Consider the following 17,512-nt stretch of genomic DNA (forward strand, 5'->3'; position numbering starts at 1 on the left):
ACATATAAAATATTAGGCGACTGCTTTCTTCACCAAATCAGCAGCTTCGCTCAATAAAATAGCTGACTCAACTTTTAACCCGCTATCGTCAATCAGTTTTTTAGCTTCGGCAGCATTCGTGCCCTGTAACCTTACGATGATGGGAATATCGATATTGCCCAGGTTTTTATAGGCTTCGATTACACCTGCCGCTACGCGATCACAACGAACAATTCCTCCGAAGATATTGATAAGAATGGCTTTCACAGCGGGGTCTTTCATGATGATTTTAAAACCAGCTTCTACTGTCTCCGCGTTTGCTGTTCCTCCAACGTCTAAGAAGTTGGCAGGTTCGCCACCGCTTAGTTTGATCATATCCATGGTAGCCATGGCCAGCCCGGCGCCATTTACCATACATCCCACATTTCCATCGAGTTTTACAAAATTCAAATTGTATTTGCCCGCTTCAACTTCTGTTGGATCTTCTTCCGTAATATCTCTGAGGCTCGCCAAATCTGCGTGGCGGATCATTGCATTATCGTCCAGGTTCATTTTACAATCCACCGCAATAATCTTGTCATCAGCGGCTTTGAACAAAGGGTTAATTTCCAGCATGCTGCAATCTAAGCCCACATAAGCGTTGTAAAGATTCGTTACAAATTTTACACAGCGTTTGAAAGCATCTCCTTTCAGGCCAAGATTGAAAGCAATTTTACGGGCCTGGAATCCTTGCAAACCGCCGGAAGGGTGTACCCATTCTTTGAAAATCTTGTCGGGCGTTTCGTGCGCTACATCTTCAATATTCATCCCGCCTTCAGTGCTATACATGATCACGTTCTTGCCGTTAGAGCGATCGAGCAAAATAGATAAATAAAACTCCTGCCTTTCACTGGGGCCATCGTAATACATATCCTGCGCCACAAAAATTTTGTTCACTACTTTTCCTGCAGGGCCGGTTTGAACGGTCACCAATGTGCCGCCCAAAATGCCTTTCGCAAACTCTTGTATATCTTCTAATGATTTGGCAACCTTTACACCATTAATACCTGTTTCTTTCACGGTTCCTTTTCCGCGCCCGCCCGCATGTATTTGCGCTTTTACGACTGCGAACTTGCTGCCTGAATCGGTTTTGATTTTCCGGTAAGCTTCCTCAGCTTCCTGAACAGAGCTACAAGCGTAGCCTTCCTGCACGGGGACATTGTATTTCTTTAACAACTCTTTTGCCTGATATTCATGAAGGTTCATACTATAACTTTTGCCACGAAGATAAGTGAAAGTTTCTTTCATGTATTTTTTTGTGATGGCGATCTTTGAGCCGCGCCCCGCAACGTTTTGAGGGTAGCATGTAAACATAACGACGCGCGCCCGCCTTACCGGATTTGAATGACTGATTTGTGCGCACACCTTTCTCAAGGCCTTAACTTTTCTTCAATTACTAGGTATCAAGCTTTCGCTATATTTGCTCACTTAAACATATGTTTCATGAACGACGACATTGTCAGGAAGGTAAAGGAAACCGCCGCCTATTTGAAATCGCAGTATGAAAGCCAGGCGAAAGTAGCCATCATATTGGGCAGCGGACTGGGTAATTTTGTCCAGAAAATTAATGTTGAAAAAGAAATACCTTACACTGATATACCGCATTTTCCCGTTTCAACGGTGAAAGGCCATTCCGGTAAAATGTTGTTCGGCGACCTTTCGGGGAAAAAAGTGGTGGCGCTCAGCGGGCGTTTTCATTTTTATGAAGGATACACGCCCGAGGAAGTGGTTTTCCCGGTAAGAGTTTTGAAAATGCTCGGCGTTCAAACTTTGTTGCTCAGCAATGCCGCCGGAGGCGTAAATGAAGCTTTCAACGTGGGTGATATCATGATTATAAATGATCATATCAGTTTTAGCGCACCCAACCCGCTGATCGGAAAAAATATCGACGAGTGGGGCACGCGTTTTCCGGATATGAGCGAACCTTATAAAAAAGGATTAATCGCCAAAGCCCAACAAATAGGCGCACGCGCTGATATGAAATTACATGAAGGCGTTTATTTCGTTGTCACCGGGCCGACCTTTGAAACCCGCGCAGAATACAGGTTGATAAAAATTGTCGGCGCCGACGCAGTAGGCATGAGCACCGTTCAGGAATGTATTGTAGCGAACCATATGGGGATGGATGTTTTTGCGGTAAGCGTGATCACGGATCTCGGCATTCGGGAAGAAGAAAATGTGATCACCCATGAAGAAGTGCTGGAAGCCGCCCACGCTGCTGAGCCTAAGCTGGCCTATCTATTTAGCGAATTAATTAAAGAATTATAGGAAACCGAATGAGGAGGTGCTTATTTTTAACAGGATTTATTTTGATGGGCCTGGCGGTGTTTTCGCAAAACCCAATCCGCGGTGTGGGCGACAGGTTTCGCGGTATCAGCAATGCCGGCAGCGGAACCGATACTCTGGGTAAAAGGGATAAATTCGAAGATTCCATCACCATTTCTTATCGTTATCTGGATACGGCGCGCAATTATAAGCTGGATTCGAGTATTAACGATTTTACGGTGAAATACCCGATTCCGGCAGACTATTACTACCTGGGCAACACCGGCAGCGCCGCGCAGTCATTCCTGTTTGCACCGCGCATGAAAGCCGGTTGGGACGCAGGATTTCATGCCTACGACATTTATAGATACACCGTGGAGAATGCAAGGTTTTTCCGTGCTACAAGGCCTTACTCGGAATTGACTTATATGTTGGGCACACGCAGTGAACAGTATATAGAACTGATGCACACGCAAAACCGTACGCCAGAATGGAATTTTAACTTACAGTATCGATTGATCAGTGCGCCGGGCATTTACCGTAATCAGAAGACCAATCATAACAATTATTCAATCACCAATTGGGCGCAGTCCAAAAATAAGCGGTACACTAACTATTTCATGTTGGTTGCTAACAAACTGAAAGGTGGGGAAAATGGTGGTATTGATACAACGCAAAATTATATCGATAATCCTGACTATGCTGAGCGGGTGCGTATACCTACCAAACTCGGCGGTGATGCCGGGTTCGGCGCCGGCCTGTTTAACACGGATGTGCCGACCGGCAACCAATATGAAGATTTTAATGTAGTGATGCGGCAGCAGTTCGATTTTGGCCGCAAAGATTCGATCGTCAACGATAGTTCAGTGATCAAATTGTTTTTCCCCCGCGTCAGATTTGAACATACCATTCGTTACAGCGCTTACAAATATTTGTTTTCAGATGCAAATCCGACGGCGGTCAATGTGCCCGAATATTACCAGGCCACTTACGGGCTGGAAAATTTGCCCACGCCATTTCGGAGAGAAGATTATTGGCGCGACCTGACCAATGATTTTTCAATCTACACTTTTCCCGATGAAAAAAATACGCAGCAGTTTTTGAAAGTGGGTGTAGCTATGCAGAACTTAAAAGGGATTTTCCGGGACGATGTAACCGAAACCACTGATAGCATTCACTACGCTGACGACAGAACGATGACCGGCTACAATGTGTTGGGACATGGAGAATATCGCAACCGCACTAAAAACGAACGCTGGGATTTACAGGCTCGCGGCCAATTGTATTTTGTCGGTATGAACGCCGGCGACTACGAAGTGGCGGCCAGTATTCAAAGTTCCTTTGGTGAAAAGATTGGTTCGCTTAAGCTGGGTTTTGAAAACGTAAACCGCACACCTTCTTATATCACAAACCCCAACAGCTCTTTTTATCTGATGAGCGAAGCAGTTGATTTGAAAAAGGAGAACAGCACCCATTTATATGCTGACCTTTACCAACCGCTTTTAAAGCTTCGGTTAACCGGCGATTACTATTTAGTAAATAATTATGTTTATTATACCGACTTCTTCACGATCAACCAGGCGCCGCTTTTTAATGTATTGCAAATTGGTGCGCATAAGGTTTTTGCTACAGGCCGCACCGACCAGTGGAAGTGGATTTCGGATACTTATTTTCAACAGCGGATTGGCAACGGCCCGGTGAATTTGCCGGCTCTATTCACTCGCAACCGATTTATGTATGAAGGGAATTTGAAGTTTAATAACCTTAAAATAGCAATGGGATTTGATACCCGTTACCGCACCAACTATAAGGTCAATAATTATTCACCAATCCTGGGACAGTTTTTTTACCAGGATTCGGCCAGCGTGGCGTATAAACTTCCCGATATTGCCGCGTTTGTCCATTTTCGGATCAATTCTTTCAGAGCGTTCCTGCGCGCGGAAAACCTCAACACTTTCAGAAGTCTTACCAATGCGAACGGCGGCCGCAGCTTTGGATTTACCAACAGCAACTTCGCCGCGCCTGACTACCCCTATCCGGGTCTGGTCATCCGCTTCGGAATTTATTGGGGATTTGTAAATTAATCTATTCAAATTGTAATCAGGTTTGATCATTTAAAATTTCCCGTCCACGCAGGGTTGTGATGTTAATGCGCGAATTGTATTTCAGTGGCGAACGGTGTTGCTTCGGCGGAAAAATTGACCGTACCTTTTTAGTTTTAGTGCAAAAAAAAGCTGTCCGCAAAAGGGACAGCTAATTTATATTGGGGTTTTTGATGATTATCCGAAAATACCTTTCCTCAGGCTTCTGATACCTTCACCGATTTTAAACCCGTTGTGATATACCTCGATTTTATAATCGCCGGGTTTAAAGCCATCATTGTTTTTAATAGGGAAGGAAACACCTTTTCTCGTTCCGGTTTCGTATTCAACAGGAATTTTAGCGGTAAAGTTCCTGTCTCCATCCTGGCGCGTAGTCATTGCTCCTGATCCTAACTCAACATTTTGAACAATCGTGCCTTTTGGATCGGTTACGATTACATACAAATCAGCCGGGCCGGAAGTAGTAATACGGTTCTCGATATTAAAAGTCACTTGCATCTTATCAACTTTTCTTGCAAATGCGGTTTCTTTTTCTTTGCCATTGCGCTTTTCTTTTAAAGGAGTAATGGACATACCTGAAGCTGATAATGTGCTGGCCACATCAATCGTATTGGCCAGTTCATCGTTTTCTGCAGTACGCATATCCAGGTTTTGAGAAAGCACTGATTTTTCAGAATTTAAATGTGCGTTGCGGGCAGTCAATTCCTGGTTTTCACCTTTCAACTGAGTAACCTGGGCTTCCAAACGTCCGATTTGTCCGTTCAATTCGCCGATCAGCTGGCGCGCTCTTTTAAGATCCGCAGCCGTAGCATTTTTGTCGCTCAATATTTTATTGATTTCAGATTTTCTGGAATCGATTTCTTTTTGAAGCGCTGTTTTTTCCCCCTGTAGGCTGTTGTTGGCGCCGGTGATTGAATCCAAACGCATTTCAGCGAGGTTGAACAATTGTCTTAACGAATCCGACTCAGACATTACGGTTTCTGTCTGCGCGTCATTTCCGGCGAATAAATTTTCATTTTCCGATGCGTCGTTTTTATTCCAAAGCATATAGCCCCAGGTTCCTAACAGGGCCACAATTAGGAGGCCAATCAAAATATTTCTTCCATTATTATTAGAACCGGAGGGAGGTGTATTGGATGAGGGCTGCGACGCAGATGGATAATTCGTATTTGCCATAACAATGATTTAATTTAAAAATTAAGCTGCCCGCGGCAGCATTTTTACTTTTTTTAGGTTCGAAAATATCTTTTCAGACAAATCACAAATTATGCCAAATAGCGATAGCAAAGCGGTATGCGCTGCTATTTTGATGTTATTTTAAGAATTCAATTATCTTGCGATCCCATGTCAGTTGATAAAGTTATATCCGATTGGAAAAAAAATCAGTTTAAACCCGTTTATTGGATTGAAGGCGACGAGGAATATTATGTAGATCAATTAGTTAAGTATGCTGAAGATCATATTTTGTCGGAAAGTGAGGCTTCCTTTAACCTAACGGTGTTTTACGGAAAGGATGCTGCCTGGCCGGATGTGTTAAATGCCTGCAAAAAATACCCCATGTTCTCTGACCGGCAGGTAGTTATCGTGAAAGAGGCGCAGCAGATGAAGGATGTAGATAAACTGGAATCTTATATCCAGGCGCCTTTAGCGTCAACGATCCTGTTGATAGCTTTTAAAGATAAAAAGCTGGATTCGCGGACGAAGTTTGCCAAGCTGGTGAAGGACAAAACAGAATACATTCTTACAAAAAGGCTCTACGACAATGCATTACCAGAGTGGGTGAACCAAATGGTGTCGGCGATGGGTTATACTATTTCTCCGAAGGCAAACAGCCTGATTGTTGATCATATCGGGAATGACCTCAGCCGGATCAAAAATGAAATCGACAAAATTTTGATCAACCTTGGTACCAGAAAGGCAATCACAGAAGAAGATGTCGAAAATTATGTGGGCATCAACAAAGAATTCAACGTTTTTGAATTGCAAAGCGCTATCGCAGGGAGGAACCTCTTAAAGTCCATTCGAATCATCCAATATTTTGAAGCCAATCCCAAAGCTGCCCCTATTCAATTGGTATTGCCATCGCTCTATTCTTTCTTCAGCAAAGTATATATGGTGTATGGAGCTTCGGGCGGCGAGGACAGTATCGCCAAGCAAATTGGCGTGGGCCCTTATTTCGTTAAAAACTACGTTCAGGCATCGAAAACGTTCCGCTTCAACGAGGTAGAGCAGATATTACTTTTGCTACATCAGTACAACTTAAAAAGCCTGGGTATCGGCGCCGCACGGGTAGAAGACGCTGCTCTTTTAAAAGAAATGATTGCAAAAATCATGATGTGACGAGCGCTGTATCATTCTTCCTGGCCCATCCACATAGCGCCGCCGACGCTGTTTCTTGAGGCGCCTGTTACGGAGCTCAGCACGTTATATTCTTCGCGCCAGCGCAATACACCGATCAACGCCATGATTAAGGCTTCTTTGTATTGAACCAATTGATCGTCGGGCACCACTACTTCAATAGGGCGCAGCGCTTCGCTCAATTGCTCGATGAGAAACCCGTTAAGCGCGCCGCCTCCGGTAACCAGCAATTGCTCCGTTGCCCCGGAAGATGCGCGGTTGGCCATCAGAGCGTTTTTTATCTGCCTTACAATATGGGCCACGTATGTCCGCAAGGAATCTTCGACCGACAGGCCATACTTTTTTATCAATGGAAAAACCGTATCCGTTCCGAAACTGTTCGCCAGGGATTTAGGAAATGGCAAGCCGTAATACGACAAGCCATTGAGCTCATTTAATAAGGATTGGTTGACCTGCCCGCTGCGGGCCAGCGCGCCATCTTTATCAAATTCCTGGCCGGCTTCATTGGCGAGCATATTTAAGACCCGGTTTGCGGCGCAAATATCAAACGCTTTGTACGCCTCTTTTTCGTTAATCGAAAGATTCGCAATGCCGCCAATATTCAGGAAATAAGCATATTGAGGAAAGAACAGTTGTTCACCAATTGGTACTATCGGAGCTCCCTGTCCGCCGAAAGCTACGTCCATGGCGCGCAGGTCTGAAACAACCGGCAATTGCGTGGTGGCTGCAATAGCGGCGCCGTCACCCAATTGCGCCGTCATTTTTTTTGCGGGCAAATGAAAAGTGGTATGGCCATGCGATGCGACTACCGCCACTTTAAACTGAAGTTGGTGCCGGCTGATAAAATCATTCACACATTGCCCCAGATAGTGGCCATAATCAACATGAAGCAATTGATACTCCAGTGCCGGGAGCGTGGTAGCGGTTTGTAATTTTTGCTTCCAATCGCTGTCATATGGCAGGCATTCAGCCTGTATGATTTCGTAATTCCATTTGCCGCCGTTTTCCAGGATTTCTGCAAAAACAATATCCAGCCCGTCGAGCGAACTGCCGCTCATAAGTCCGATAGCACGATAAATCATTCGCGATTATTTAACTAACTGCAACAAACAACCGAAACTTTCGGCGCCGGAAAGGTGTATATGGCTGATTGTTTGGTTCATAAAAAAATATAATACTGTAAGTTTGCGAAAGTAACAAAACGCGGGTATATAAGCACCCGAAAAAAAGTATACAATGATTAAAAACCTGAGCGAAAATCACAGCCTGCTCACCAATTGGATCAGCGAACTGCGTGATGTAGAAGTGCAGCATGATCGGATGCGTTTCAGAAAAAATCTGGAGCGTATCGGGGAGATACTGGCTTATGAAATCAGCAAAGAACTGCCTTTTGAGGTGAAGGAAACGCAGACGCCGCTGGGTTTTTCAGATAGCAAAGTTTTGAAAGAACAGCCGGTGTTGGCTACCATCCTGCGGGCAGGGCTGGCTTTACATCAGGGGTTACTCAATTATTTTGACAAGGCTGACAACGCTTTTATATCAGCTTATCGCAAACACCACAAGGATGGCACTTTTGAAATAGAAGTTGAGTATATCAGCAGTCCCGAGCTGGACGATCGTATTTTAATTATTTCCGATCCTATGCTGGCAACCGGAGCGTCGCTGGTGAAAACCATCCGCCATCTGAAGCTGGAAGGCGGCCCCCGGGAAATTCACATCGCTGCTGCCATCGCCTGCGTGGAAGGCATCGAATATGTTTCGCGGGAAGTGCCCGAGGCTAAAATATGGTGTGGCGATATCGACGAAGAACTGACTGCAAAAGGCTATATCGTGCCCGGCCTGGGCGATGCGGGAGATTTGGCATACGGCAGCAAATCGCAATCCTAATAAAATTCATTTTAATTATACTTCCTTGGTTTATCTCATTCCGACTTTTTTGTGCGAAAATGCTTTAAGCGCGCTGCCGGCTTACCTGATTGACGCGGTGGAAAAGTGCGATGTATTTTTCGTTGAAAATGAACGCTCGGCCCGCCGCTATTTGAAACAATTGAAGAAAGCAATTGTGATCGACGATTTTGAATGGTTTGCTATTGGCAAGGCTGAAAAGGAAGTTTTGGCAAGCTTTAAGCAAAAGCTCAAAGAAGGCAAAACCATCGGTATTATTAGCGAGGCGGGCTGCCCCGGCGTTGCAGACCCGGGCCAGTTGCTTATTGCTGCTGCGCAGGAATTGGATGCGAAAGTAGTGCCGCTGGTAGGCCCGAGTTCTATATTGCTGGCGTTGATGGCCAGCGGCATGAACGGCCAGCAATTCACATTTGCCGGTTATTTACCGATCGACAACAGGGAGCGCCTGAAGGCGATTCGCGACATAGAAGCAGAATCGATCAAAAAAAGCGCCACACAGATTTTTATAGAAACGCCCTACCGGAATAACCAAATGCTGGAAGCGCTGTTGAAAACCTGCCAGCCCGACACTCAAATATGCCTTGCTGTTAATATTACCGGCCCCGACGAATGGATTAAAACGAAAACCGCGCGGCAATGGAAAAACGAGCAGGTCGATCTACACAAAAAGCCTGCAATTTTCCTGCTAAAAGGTTGAGGTAGGCGGCGCATCTTTCATCGAGATGATGCTATCCACAATATAGCGGGTATTACCACGCCAGGGAAGTACGCCATTATATTCTTTGTAATGAAGATCGAAGCGCTTGCCCGAATTCATCTTTAAAACATCAAAAACCTTTTTGTCCTTGATGGAAAATTCAAACTCGTTCGACTGCACGCCGCCGCCGACAACGCCGCGAATGCCTTCCTGAATGAGCTTTCCTTCGTAAGTTTTAAAAAGCTGGCCTTTTTCCACCGCAAAGTTCAGGTAGCCCGATTTGACGCCGTCGGAAGTATAAGGATAGTAAAACTTCCAATAAACGTAGCCGCCTGCCAGGAGCAGCCCTATTACAAAGGCAATTAGGAAAAATCTGGCGCAACCACGGCCTTTTTTAGGTTGCAGGATAGGTTCCGGTATGGGTTCTATAGGCATAAAAATGGTTTATCTTAATTTAATTTTAATAATACAATATTAATTTATTGCACTAAATTTGCGGCTCTAAAAGTAGTATTTGTTTTTGTATGAGCAATCATTTCAGTCATACCAAGTATTTTGTGTTTCACCCCGGTGTAACTACCGGTGTTTACGCGGTTGGCTTTGATGTGTTTTTATTTTCGCCACGTCCACAACGCCGCAGTCCTCTATGCTGACAGGACTTACCTATTGCCGAAGGCGCCTGTCAGTGAAAATAATCCAAACGTAATCATATTTCGGGGCAGGCACCCACAAAAAATACAAATACAAAAAGTGGACAATCAGGAAATTATAGTGAGAGTAGCGATCTCGGAGGATAAAAAATATGCTACCACCATTACCGACGAAATGGCATCGTCGGCAGCCGCGCGCGGCACGGGTATTGCCAAAAGAAGCCCGGAATATATCGAGAAAAAAATCGACGAGGGCAAGGCTGTTATCGCGTTGACAAAAGACGGCACCTGGGTGGGATTTTGTTATATCGAAACCTGGAGCCATGGAGCATATGTGGCCAATTCCGGTTTGATTGTTTCGCCGGATTTCAGGAAAAGCGGTGTAGCCAAAAAAATAAAGCAGACCACTTTCAAACTGAGTCGAAAACTTTATCCGGAGGCGAAAATATTTGGCCTCACCACCGGCCTTGCGGTAATGAAAATCAACAGCGACCTGGGGTATGAGCCCGTTACCTACTCAGAGCTGACACAGGATGAGGAGTTCTGGGCCGGCTGCAAGAGCTGTGTTAATTATGACATCCTGATGAGCAAAGACCGTAAAAACTGTATGTGTACGGCCATGCTCTACGATCCGAAAGATCATTATCAGCCGGAGGAAACCAAGGCTTTTTTTGAAGAAAATCAGTCGGGCCTTGAGCGGTTGTTGCGCTTTAAACAATGGAAATTCTTAAAGCCCTTTCGCCGGAAAGAAAAAAACGGCGGCACAGGTTTAAAGCTGTTTTGGTAAATATTTATTGAGTATCATTTTTTTGATACCCATCATTTTATAAAAAAGGTATCCAATGGCAAAAAAAGTTGTTTTAGGTTTTAGTGGTGGTTTAGACACGACGTTTTGTGTAAAATATCTCACGGAAGAAAAAGGATATGAAGTGTATAGCATTATTGTCAACACGGGTGGCTTTAGCGATGCAGAGCTTGAGCAAATTGAAGCGCACGCGAAAAAGCTTGGCGTAAAATCTCACAAAACGGTAAATGCAATTGAAAATTACTACGACTCCATCGTTAAATATTTAATTTTTGGGAATATTCTCAAGAATAACACGTATCCGTTAAGCGTATCGGCCGAGCGTTTGAGCCAGGCGCTGCACATTGCAGAATATGCAAAGCAGATCAATGCCGACGCGGTTGCGCATGGTAGCACGGGCGCGGGCAACGACCAGGTGCGTTTTGATATGGTGTTGAATATAATTGCGCCGGGTACTGAAATTATCACGCCGATCCGCGATATGAAGCTGAGCCGCGAGTCGGAGATAGAATACCTGAAGAGCAAAGGCGTGGAAATGAATTTTGAAAAGGCGGTTTATTCTATCAACAAAGGCCTTTGGGGTACCAGCGTAGGCGGCCGCGAAACATTAAATTCTAAGGGGTTGCTGCCGGAAGAAGCATGGCCCACGCAGGTTACCAAAACGGAAAGCGAAGAAGTGGTGCTCGAATTTGAAAAAGGAGAGTTGCTGCGTGTCAATAATAAAAATTTTGGCCATCCCACCGAGGCCATCCAATATCTGCAATCTATTGCGGGGCCTTACGGTATTGGCCGCGATATTCACGTGGGCGATACGATCATCGGTATTAAAGGCCGTGTTGGTTTTGAAGCAGCCGCGCCCATTCTTATTTTGAAAGGGCATCACGCACTTGAAAAACACGTTTTAAGTAAATGGCAATTACAGTGGAAAGATCAGATCTCCCAGTTTTATGGCACCTGGCTGCATGAGGGGCAAATTCTGGATCCGGTGATGCGCGACATGGAAGCCTATCTTGAAAGTAGCCAGAGAAATGTGACCGGTAAAGTGTTTCTACAATTACACCCTTACCGCTATCAGGTGATCGGCATTGAAAGCCCTTATGACCTGATGAATAATGCCTTTGGAAGTTATGGGGAAATGAACGCAGGCTTTACCGGCGATGACGTAAAAGGGTTTACACGTATCTTCGGCAATCAAACGGCTATTTACCATTTTGTCAAAGAAAGCGTCAACCATAAAAATGCAAGTGAGTTTTAAGCAAAGGCTGCACCGTTAATGGTTTGCAGGTTTTTTGCCCGGGCCACTTTTTTGGCGTTCTGCGAGGCAATGGCGAAATGACAACAAATAGGGCATTTAGCTTGTTGAAAATATTATGAACAAAGAAGCACTAACCACAGATATACAGATGATAAATGTTGGAATTATAGGAGGAGCGGGCTACACCGGTGGCGAATTGATCAGATTACTCATCAATCACCCGCAAGTAAATATTTCCTTTATCCATAGCCGCAGCAATAGTGGAAAGTATGTTTATGAAGTGCACAAGGATTTGCTCGGCGATACCGAATTGCAGTTTAGCGATGAAGTGAAGCAGGATATCGATTGTCTATTTTTGTGCCTGGGCCACGGAGAATCTACCAAATTTTTACAGGAAACAACTCTTGCCGATACGATCAAGATCATTGATTTGGCCAATGATTTTCGTTTGCACAAAGACAAAGTGCAGGAAAGTATCCAACGCAGTTTTGTATACGGCCTGCCTGAGTTGAATATGGAAGAGATCAGAGGCGCCAGGAATATTGCAAATCCCGGCTGTTTTGCAACGACCATACAACTGGGTTTGCTGCCGCTTGCTAAAGCCGGCTTATTGAAAGATATTTATACGACCGGCATTACCGGCAGTACCGGCGCTGGCCAGTCGCTGAGCGCTACTTCTCATTTTAGCTGGCGCGCCAATAATATCCAGGCTTATAAAACCCTAACGCATCAGCACCTGGGCGAGATTGGTGAATCGTTGCATCAGTTACAGGGAGATACGGACTTCGACTTGAGTTTTGTGCCCTGGCGCGGTGATTTCACAAGAGGTATTTTTGTGAGTTCCACTATTACTACCGATTTGTCGCTCGAAGAATTGTATCCGCTGTTTTTTGATTTTTATGAAGCGCATCCTTTTACGCAGGTAAGCAAAACGCCCGTTTTCTTAAAACAGGTGGTGAATACCAATAAGGCCGTCTTGCATTTGGAAAAAGCCGGCAACAAATTGGTGGTGCACGCTGCGTTGGATAATTTGCTTAAAGGCGCCAGCGGACAGGCAGTTCATAACATGAACCTCATCTTTGGGCTTGAAGAAACGACGGGTCTGAGGTTGAAGCCGGCTGCTTTTTAGATCAATGCGTTGTTTATTGGAAATACACTTTTACTGTTTGATACAGTAACTGGTTTTGCATGATGACAGACGATCGGTTCAAATTTTCTGAATAATTTTTTAATCCAAACAAGCCCGCCGCATTGCCTTTGTTGATCGCAATTTCAAGATAGTCGGCGCTGTTAAAAAGGGCCAGCTTTTCGCCGTCAGGCACATCAGCATACGATTCGCTGATCTTATTGATCACTTCATCCCTCAAAAAAACGATTTTGAACGAACGCCCCTGGCGCTGGTCTTCAAATTGCTTTTTGGTGATATTCACGATCACATTTTCGAAATTGTCGATGAAGATAATCTGCCCTTCGATAAAATTTTTATGCTCTAAAGGCAACAGCGGGTTCTTTTCAACAAAGCTTACATCGGGCATACCGATTTTTTGTATAGATTCTCCGTTGGCAATACGCGCGATGGTTTCTGCAATCACGTGCGTGCAATAAAGTGTATTTTTATTCGCCTCTTTTTCCAGTTCGATCCCCATCACGATATCGGGCTTTTCTTCCAAAATCATGTTGAGCAATCCATTGTCGGCGCAGAAGATGTATTGGTTTTTATGAAAAGCCAGGAGCAGGTTTTTAGGCTTTTTGTCAAACAGGTTGACCAGGATGATATGATAGGTAAATTCCGGGAAATTTTTAAAAGCGCCGCGGCAGACATAAGACGCCTGCGGGAAATTAAAAGGTGCGATATTGTGAGAAATGTCGATTAAATGCAGGTCGGGATTGGTTTGCAGCAACTGAGCTTTGATCGCTCCGACCAGGTAGTCGTTGTGCCCAATATCCGATGTAAGTGTTACGAAATTCATTTAATGTTTTACTGACTGCCTGATTTCCTATCGGGGTGCAATGTATCTATTTTTATAATGTGATAAAAGTGGAAGCGCCTATTTCTTTGCAAATCCTTTTCGATGTGGCCCGTTGTTTTATTTTATGAGCTGCTTGTTCTTAAAATAAAAACGGTGCACCAGTTTGTCTGCAAGGCCCGGAAAAAATCTATTTAGAAAAACCGTTTCTTTGCCCGTATGGGTCAGCACCAGTGTTCTTTTCTTTTTCATGATGGCCCTTAGCAGGTGTTGCGCGCAGGTTTCGGCGCTCATCATCTTGTCTTCATCCATTGGGTTCTCCTTTTGTACCTCACCTTTGTTGTTTAAAGCGTGGTCCCTGATGCGGGAGGCTGTGAAACCGGGACTTACCCACATCACATGAACGCCGTCGTCCATAAGTTCTGTTTTAAGCGATTCAAGAAAGCCCTGCAAAGCAAACTTACTTGCCGAATAGCCTGTGCGGCCGGGCAGGCCGCGATAGCCGGCAATCGATGAAATGCCGACTACGGTGCCTTTGCTTTTGATCAACTCCGGCAACGCAAATTTGGTGCAATAAACCGCGCCCATAAAGTTGATGTTCATGATCTTTTCAATCACTTCTACCTCAAGGTCTTTAAAAAGGCTTCGCATGCTGATACCAGCGTTATTGATCAGCAGGTCAATCTGGCCAAAAGTATTTACGGTTGATTCTACAAAACGTTTACATTCGCCCGGATGGCTGACATCTGCTACCAAGGTGTGTAGTGGAAGCGACGGGTGCTGGGCTTGCAGCTCATAAAGTTTGTCGTAGCTGCGGCCGCAGGTGGCTACTTTTGCGCCATCTGAAAGCAAAGCGGTTACCAACGCTTTTCCAATACCGTCTGTTCCGCCCGTAACGATGGCCACTTTATCTTTAAAATACCCGTTCATTGTATAAGGGAAAGGTTTTTAGCAAACCTAATTATAAAAAGGCAAAATGCCATAAGAGTGTGCCGGCTGATTTTTGTAAATTCGACTGTTTAAAAAAGCCCTGTCATGCGCTTACTAATCATGATTTTCATGCTGGCCGCCGCGCTTGCCGGCCATTCCCAGCAAAGCTGGATACGAATCAATCAAATGGGTTATCGTCCGGGCGATGTCAAGACCGCTGTTTTGGTGACAAAGGGACGTGGCTCCTTTCCCGGTTTTTCCCTCATTGAGCAGGCCACCGGCCAGGAGGTTTATCAGGGCGTTTGCAAAAAATATGGAGCCTACGGGCCTTTTGTTGGCAGCTGGCGGCTCGATTTTTCTTCGGTGAAAGCAAAAGGGTTATTTTATTTAAAAGCAGGCGATGTACAGTCAACCGCTTTCCGCATTGATGAAAACGTTTACGCCGGAAGTGCAGATTTTATACTGCAATACATGCGGCAGCAGCGCAGCGGATATAATCCTTTTTTGAAAGACAGCTGCCATCGGCAGGATGGGTTTATTGTCTATCATCGGGATAAGACCAAAGATTCCACTTATCTGGATGTTTCGGGCGGTTGGCATGATGCGTCCGACTACCTGCAATATCTGCCCACTTCGGCAAATGCCACGTATCAGATGCTGTTTGCCTATCTGAAAAACCCGGCCAGCTTTTCCGATCATTATGATGCTTTCGGAAACCGCGGCGGCAATCATATTCCCGACATCATTGATGAAGCCAAATGGGGGCTGGACTGGCTGGTGAAAATGAACCCGGCGGCCGCAACATATTATAACCAGCTTGCTGATGACAGGGATCATGCGGGGCTCCGCCTGCCTACGAAAGATAGCGTGAGGTATAGCCTTCGGCATGGATGGGCGCGCCCTGTTTATTTTATTTCGGGAAAACCGCAGGGAGAAAAATATAAAAATAAAACCCGCGGCGTGGCTTCTTCTGCCGGCAAGTTCGCTTCCGCCTTCGCGCTCGGCGCTATGGTGATGCAACCTTTTTATCCGGATTTTTCAGAAGATTTAGCCCGCAGGGCGTATGACGCATATCAGTTTGGAAAAAAATACCCCGGCAATACACAAACGCTTTCGGTGAAAGCGCCTTATATCTATGCAGAAGATAATTATGTTGACGATATGGAACTTGCCGCATTGTCGCTCTTTCAACTTTCAGGCGATGATCGCTATCTTGACGAAGGTATACAGTATGCGCGGCAGGAACCGGTGACGCCGTGGATGGGCGCGGATTCTGCCAATCACTATCAATGGTATCCATTTGTCAACCTGGGCCATTATTGGGGCGCCCAACTCGATAATGCGCGGCGGAACGAGTATATCTCATTTATCAAAAAAGGAATTGACAGCGTGGTCAAAAGGGGCGCTCAAAACCCTTTTCAAGTGGGCGTGCCATTTATCTGGTGTTCCAACAATCTGGTAGTAGGCATTTTAACGCAGATCAGGCTTTATAAGGAATTAACCGGCGATGCCCGTTACGATGAAGCTGAGGCGGCTTTAAGAGACTGGCTGTTTGGTTGTAATAATTGGGGTACCAGTATGATTTGCGACCTGCCCGAAAAAGGCGTAGCGCCGAAAGACCCGCACTCCGCATTTACGCATTTATACAACTACAAGATTTCCGGCGGTTTGGTGGATGGGCCGGTGTATGGAAGCATCTGGAAAAAGCTGATCGGGATAAAATTGTATGCGCCGGATGAGTTTCATGATTTTCAATCAGACCTGGTAGTGTATCATGACGATTTCGGGGACTATTCGACCAATGAGCCCACCATGGACGGGACGGCCAGTTTGAGCTATTATTTATCGGCAATGCAAACGAACGCCGATGCAGCATCGGCCACCCGGGATGATGCCGGAGCGATCATTAAAATGAACGCCCGCCAAAAGAAAATTTACCTGCTTTTTTCGGCACATGAATATGCTGACGGAGCGGAACTGGTTTTAAACACTTTAAAGCGATACCAGGTAAAGGGTAGTTTTTTCCTTACCGGCGATTTTTTACGGCAACCGGCATTGGTTCCTTTTGTCAAAAGGGCTATTCGCGAGGGCCATTACATCGGGTCCCATTCAGACAAACACCTGCTCTATGCCGATTGGGAAAAAAGAGGAGTTTTGCTAGTGTCGAAGGATTCTTTTCAAACCGATTTAAGCGCAGGGCTACAAGCTTTAGAAGCGGCAGGTGTACGCGTTGGAAAATGGTATTTGCCGCCCTATGAATGGTATAATGAAGATATCGTGAATTGGTGCGGGGAAAACGGCCTTCAGGTTATCAATTTTACGCCCGGGTTGGGCACGAATGCCGATTACACCTGGCCGGAGCTGCCGAATTACAAAAGCAGCGATGAGATTTTTGACCGGCTGTTTGATATTGAAAAGAGAAGCGGGTTGGCTGGGAGCCTGATCCTGATTCATTTGGGAACCGATCCGCGGCGTAAGGATAAGTTTTATAATAAAATGGGCCGAATGATTGAAAAATTGCAGGCGGCGGGCTATCAGCTGGAGCGGCTGCCTTAATTCA

15 protein-coding genes are annotated in these 17,512 nt (G+C 45.3%); 9 read left to right on the forward strand and 6 right to left on the reverse strand.

Going from position 1 to position 17,512, the window contains the following annotated elements; all coding sequences use genetic code 11:
* Nucleotides 1-12: 12 nt before the first annotated feature.
* A complete protein-coding gene (sucC, locus tag ABDK00_RS04415) occupies nt 13-1,266 on the reverse strand; it encodes an ADP-forming succinate--CoA ligase subunit beta (RefSeq protein ID WP_425474794.1) in 1,254 nt (417 codons plus the stop codon).
* A 195-nt stretch (nt 1,267-1,461) separates the two neighbouring features.
* Here sucC and ABDK00_RS04420 point away from each other — a divergent pair, with 195 nt between their 5' ends.
* The gene (locus ABDK00_RS04420) at nt 1,462-2,286 is read left to right on the forward strand and encodes a purine-nucleoside phosphorylase (protein WP_346238665.1); all 825 of its coding nucleotides are present in this window, start codon (nt 1,462-1,464) and stop codon (nt 2,284-2,286) included.
* A gap of 8 nt (nt 2,287-2,294) precedes the next feature.
* The gene (locus ABDK00_RS04425) at nt 2,295-4,367 is read left to right on the forward strand and encodes a putative porin (RefSeq protein WP_346238666.1); all 2,073 of its coding nucleotides are present in this window, start codon (nt 2,295-2,297) and stop codon (nt 4,365-4,367) included.
* A 195-nt stretch (nt 4,368-4,562) separates the two neighbouring features.
* Here the strand turns inward: ABDK00_RS04425 and ABDK00_RS04430 are convergent, their stop codons facing one another.
* Nucleotides 4,563-5,561: a hypothetical protein gene (locus tag ABDK00_RS04430; RefSeq protein ID WP_346238667.1), complete on the reverse strand. Its 999-nt coding sequence runs from the start codon at nt 5,559-5,561 to the stop codon at nt 4,563-4,565.
* A 168-nt stretch (nt 5,562-5,729) separates the two neighbouring features.
* On the opposite strand from ABDK00_RS04430, the gene holA reads away from it, so the two are divergent.
* Nucleotides 5,730-6,725, forward strand: coding sequence for a DNA polymerase III subunit delta (holA, locus tag ABDK00_RS04435; RefSeq protein ID WP_346238668.1), 996 nt, complete (start codon nt 5,730-5,732; stop codon nt 6,723-6,725).
* Nucleotides 6,726-6,736: 11 nt separating this feature from the next.
* Here holA and ABDK00_RS04440 read toward each other — a convergent pair whose 3' ends face one another.
* Nucleotides 6,737-7,825, reverse strand: a complete 1,089-nt coding sequence (locus ABDK00_RS04440) for an anhydro-N-acetylmuramic acid kinase (RefSeq protein ID WP_346238669.1) — start codon at nt 7,823-7,825, stop codon at nt 6,737-6,739.
* Between the two features lie 154 nt (nt 7,826-7,979).
* On the opposite strand from ABDK00_RS04440, the gene upp reads away from it, so the two are divergent.
* Both upp and ABDK00_RS04450 read left to right on the forward strand, forming a co-directional pair.
* Nucleotides 7,980-8,630: a uracil phosphoribosyltransferase gene (gene upp / locus ABDK00_RS04445; protein WP_346238670.1), complete on the forward strand. Its 651-nt coding sequence runs from the start codon at nt 7,980-7,982 to the stop codon at nt 8,628-8,630.
* A 25-nt stretch (nt 8,631-8,655) separates the two neighbouring features.
* Complete coding sequence (locus ABDK00_RS04450; protein ID WP_346238671.1) at nt 8,656-9,345, forward strand: SAM-dependent methyltransferase; 690 nt, start codon at nt 8,656-8,658, stop codon at nt 9,343-9,345.
* On the opposite strand, the gene ABDK00_RS04455 is transcribed toward ABDK00_RS04450, so the two are convergent.
* Nucleotides 9,334-9,780, reverse strand: a complete 447-nt coding sequence (locus tag ABDK00_RS04455; RefSeq protein ID WP_346238672.1) for a hypothetical protein — start codon at nt 9,778-9,780, stop codon at nt 9,334-9,336. The genes ABDK00_RS04450 and ABDK00_RS04455 overlap by 12 nt on opposite strands.
* 315 nt (nt 9,781-10,095) lie before the next feature.
* On the opposite strand from ABDK00_RS04455, the gene ABDK00_RS04460 reads away from it, so the two are divergent.
* The 3 genes from ABDK00_RS04460 to argC all read left to right on the forward strand — a co-directional run bounded on the left by ABDK00_RS04460 (nt 10,096) and on the right by argC (nt 13,184).
* A complete protein-coding gene (locus ABDK00_RS04460) occupies nt 10,096-10,782 on the forward strand; it encodes a GNAT family N-acetyltransferase (protein WP_346238673.1) in 687 nt (228 codons plus the stop codon).
* 55 nt (nt 10,783-10,837) lie between these two features.
* A complete protein-coding gene (argG, locus tag ABDK00_RS04465; protein WP_346238674.1) occupies nt 10,838-12,055 on the forward strand; it encodes an argininosuccinate synthase in 1,218 nt (405 codons plus the stop codon).
* 115 nt (nt 12,056-12,170) lie between these two features.
* Nucleotides 12,171-13,184 (forward strand): N-acetyl-gamma-glutamyl-phosphate reductase, encoded by a 1,014-nt coding sequence (gene argC / locus ABDK00_RS04470; protein ID WP_346238675.1) that lies wholly within the window; start codon nt 12,171-12,173, stop codon nt 13,182-13,184.
* 13 nt (nt 13,185-13,197) lie between these two features.
* Here the strand turns inward: argC and ABDK00_RS04475 are convergent, their stop codons facing one another.
* The gene (locus ABDK00_RS04475) at nt 13,198-14,025 is read right to left on the reverse strand and encodes an SAM-dependent chlorinase/fluorinase (protein ID WP_346238676.1); all 828 of its coding nucleotides are present in this window, start codon (nt 14,023-14,025) and stop codon (nt 13,198-13,200) included.
* 117 nt (nt 14,026-14,142) lie between these two features.
* Nucleotides 14,143-14,952 (reverse strand): SDR family oxidoreductase, encoded by an 810-nt coding sequence (locus tag ABDK00_RS04480; protein WP_346238677.1) that lies wholly within the window; start codon nt 14,950-14,952, stop codon nt 14,143-14,145.
* A gap of 105 nt (nt 14,953-15,057) precedes the next feature.
* On the opposite strand from ABDK00_RS04480, the gene ABDK00_RS04485 reads away from it, so the two are divergent.
* Nucleotides 15,058-17,508, forward strand: coding sequence for a glycoside hydrolase family 9 protein (locus ABDK00_RS04485; RefSeq protein ID WP_346238678.1), 2,451 nt, complete (start codon nt 15,058-15,060; stop codon nt 17,506-17,508).
* The last annotated feature ends 4 nt before the right edge of the window (nt 17,509-17,512 follow it).

The sequence above is a fragment of the Niabella insulisoli genome (assembly GCF_039652435.2).
Lineage (GTDB): Bacteria > Bacteroidota > Bacteroidia > Chitinophagales > Chitinophagaceae > Niabella > Niabella insulamsoli.

What these genes read in the sequence shown, in the direction of transcription:
- sucC (WP_425474794.1), bottom strand. Translation starts at nt 1,266, where the DNA reads ATGAAAGAAACTTTCACTTATCTTCGTGGCAAAAGTTATAGTATGAAC.
- ABDK00_RS04420 (WP_346238665.1), top strand. Translation starts at nt 1,462, where the DNA reads ATGAACGACGACATTGTCAGGAAGGTAAAGGAAACCGCCGCCTATTTG.
- ABDK00_RS04425 (WP_346238666.1), top strand. Translation starts at nt 2,295, where the DNA reads ATGAGGAGGTGCTTATTTTTAACAGGATTTATTTTGATGGGCCTGGCG.
- ABDK00_RS04430 (WP_346238667.1), bottom strand. Translation starts at nt 5,561, where the DNA reads ATGGCAAATACGAATTATCCATCTGCGTCGCAGCCCTCATCCAATACA.
- holA (WP_346238668.1), top strand. Translation starts at nt 5,730, where the DNA reads ATGTCAGTTGATAAAGTTATATCCGATTGGAAAAAAAATCAGTTTAAA.
- ABDK00_RS04440 (WP_346238669.1), bottom strand. Translation starts at nt 7,825, where the DNA reads ATGATTTATCGTGCTATCGGACTTATGAGCGGCAGTTCGCTCGACGGG.
- upp (WP_346238670.1), top strand. Translation starts at nt 7,980, where the DNA reads ATGATTAAAAACCTGAGCGAAAATCACAGCCTGCTCACCAATTGGATC.
- ABDK00_RS04455 (WP_346238672.1), bottom strand. Translation starts at nt 9,780, where the DNA reads ATGCCTATAGAACCCATACCGGAACCTATCCTGCAACCTAAAAAAGGC.
- argG (WP_346238674.1), top strand. Translation starts at nt 10,838, where the DNA reads ATGGCAAAAAAAGTTGTTTTAGGTTTTAGTGGTGGTTTAGACACGACG.
- argC (WP_346238675.1), top strand. Translation starts at nt 12,171, where the DNA reads ATGAACAAAGAAGCACTAACCACAGATATACAGATGATAAATGTTGGA.
- ABDK00_RS04475 (WP_346238676.1), bottom strand. Translation starts at nt 14,025, where the DNA reads ATGAATTTCGTAACACTTACATCGGATATTGGGCACAACGACTACCTG.
- ABDK00_RS04480 (WP_346238677.1), bottom strand. Translation starts at nt 14,952, where the DNA reads ATGAACGGGTATTTTAAAGATAAAGTGGCCATCGTTACGGGCGGAACA.
- ABDK00_RS04485 (WP_346238678.1), top strand. Translation starts at nt 15,058, where the DNA reads ATGCGCTTACTAATCATGATTTTCATGCTGGCCGCCGCGCTTGCCGGC.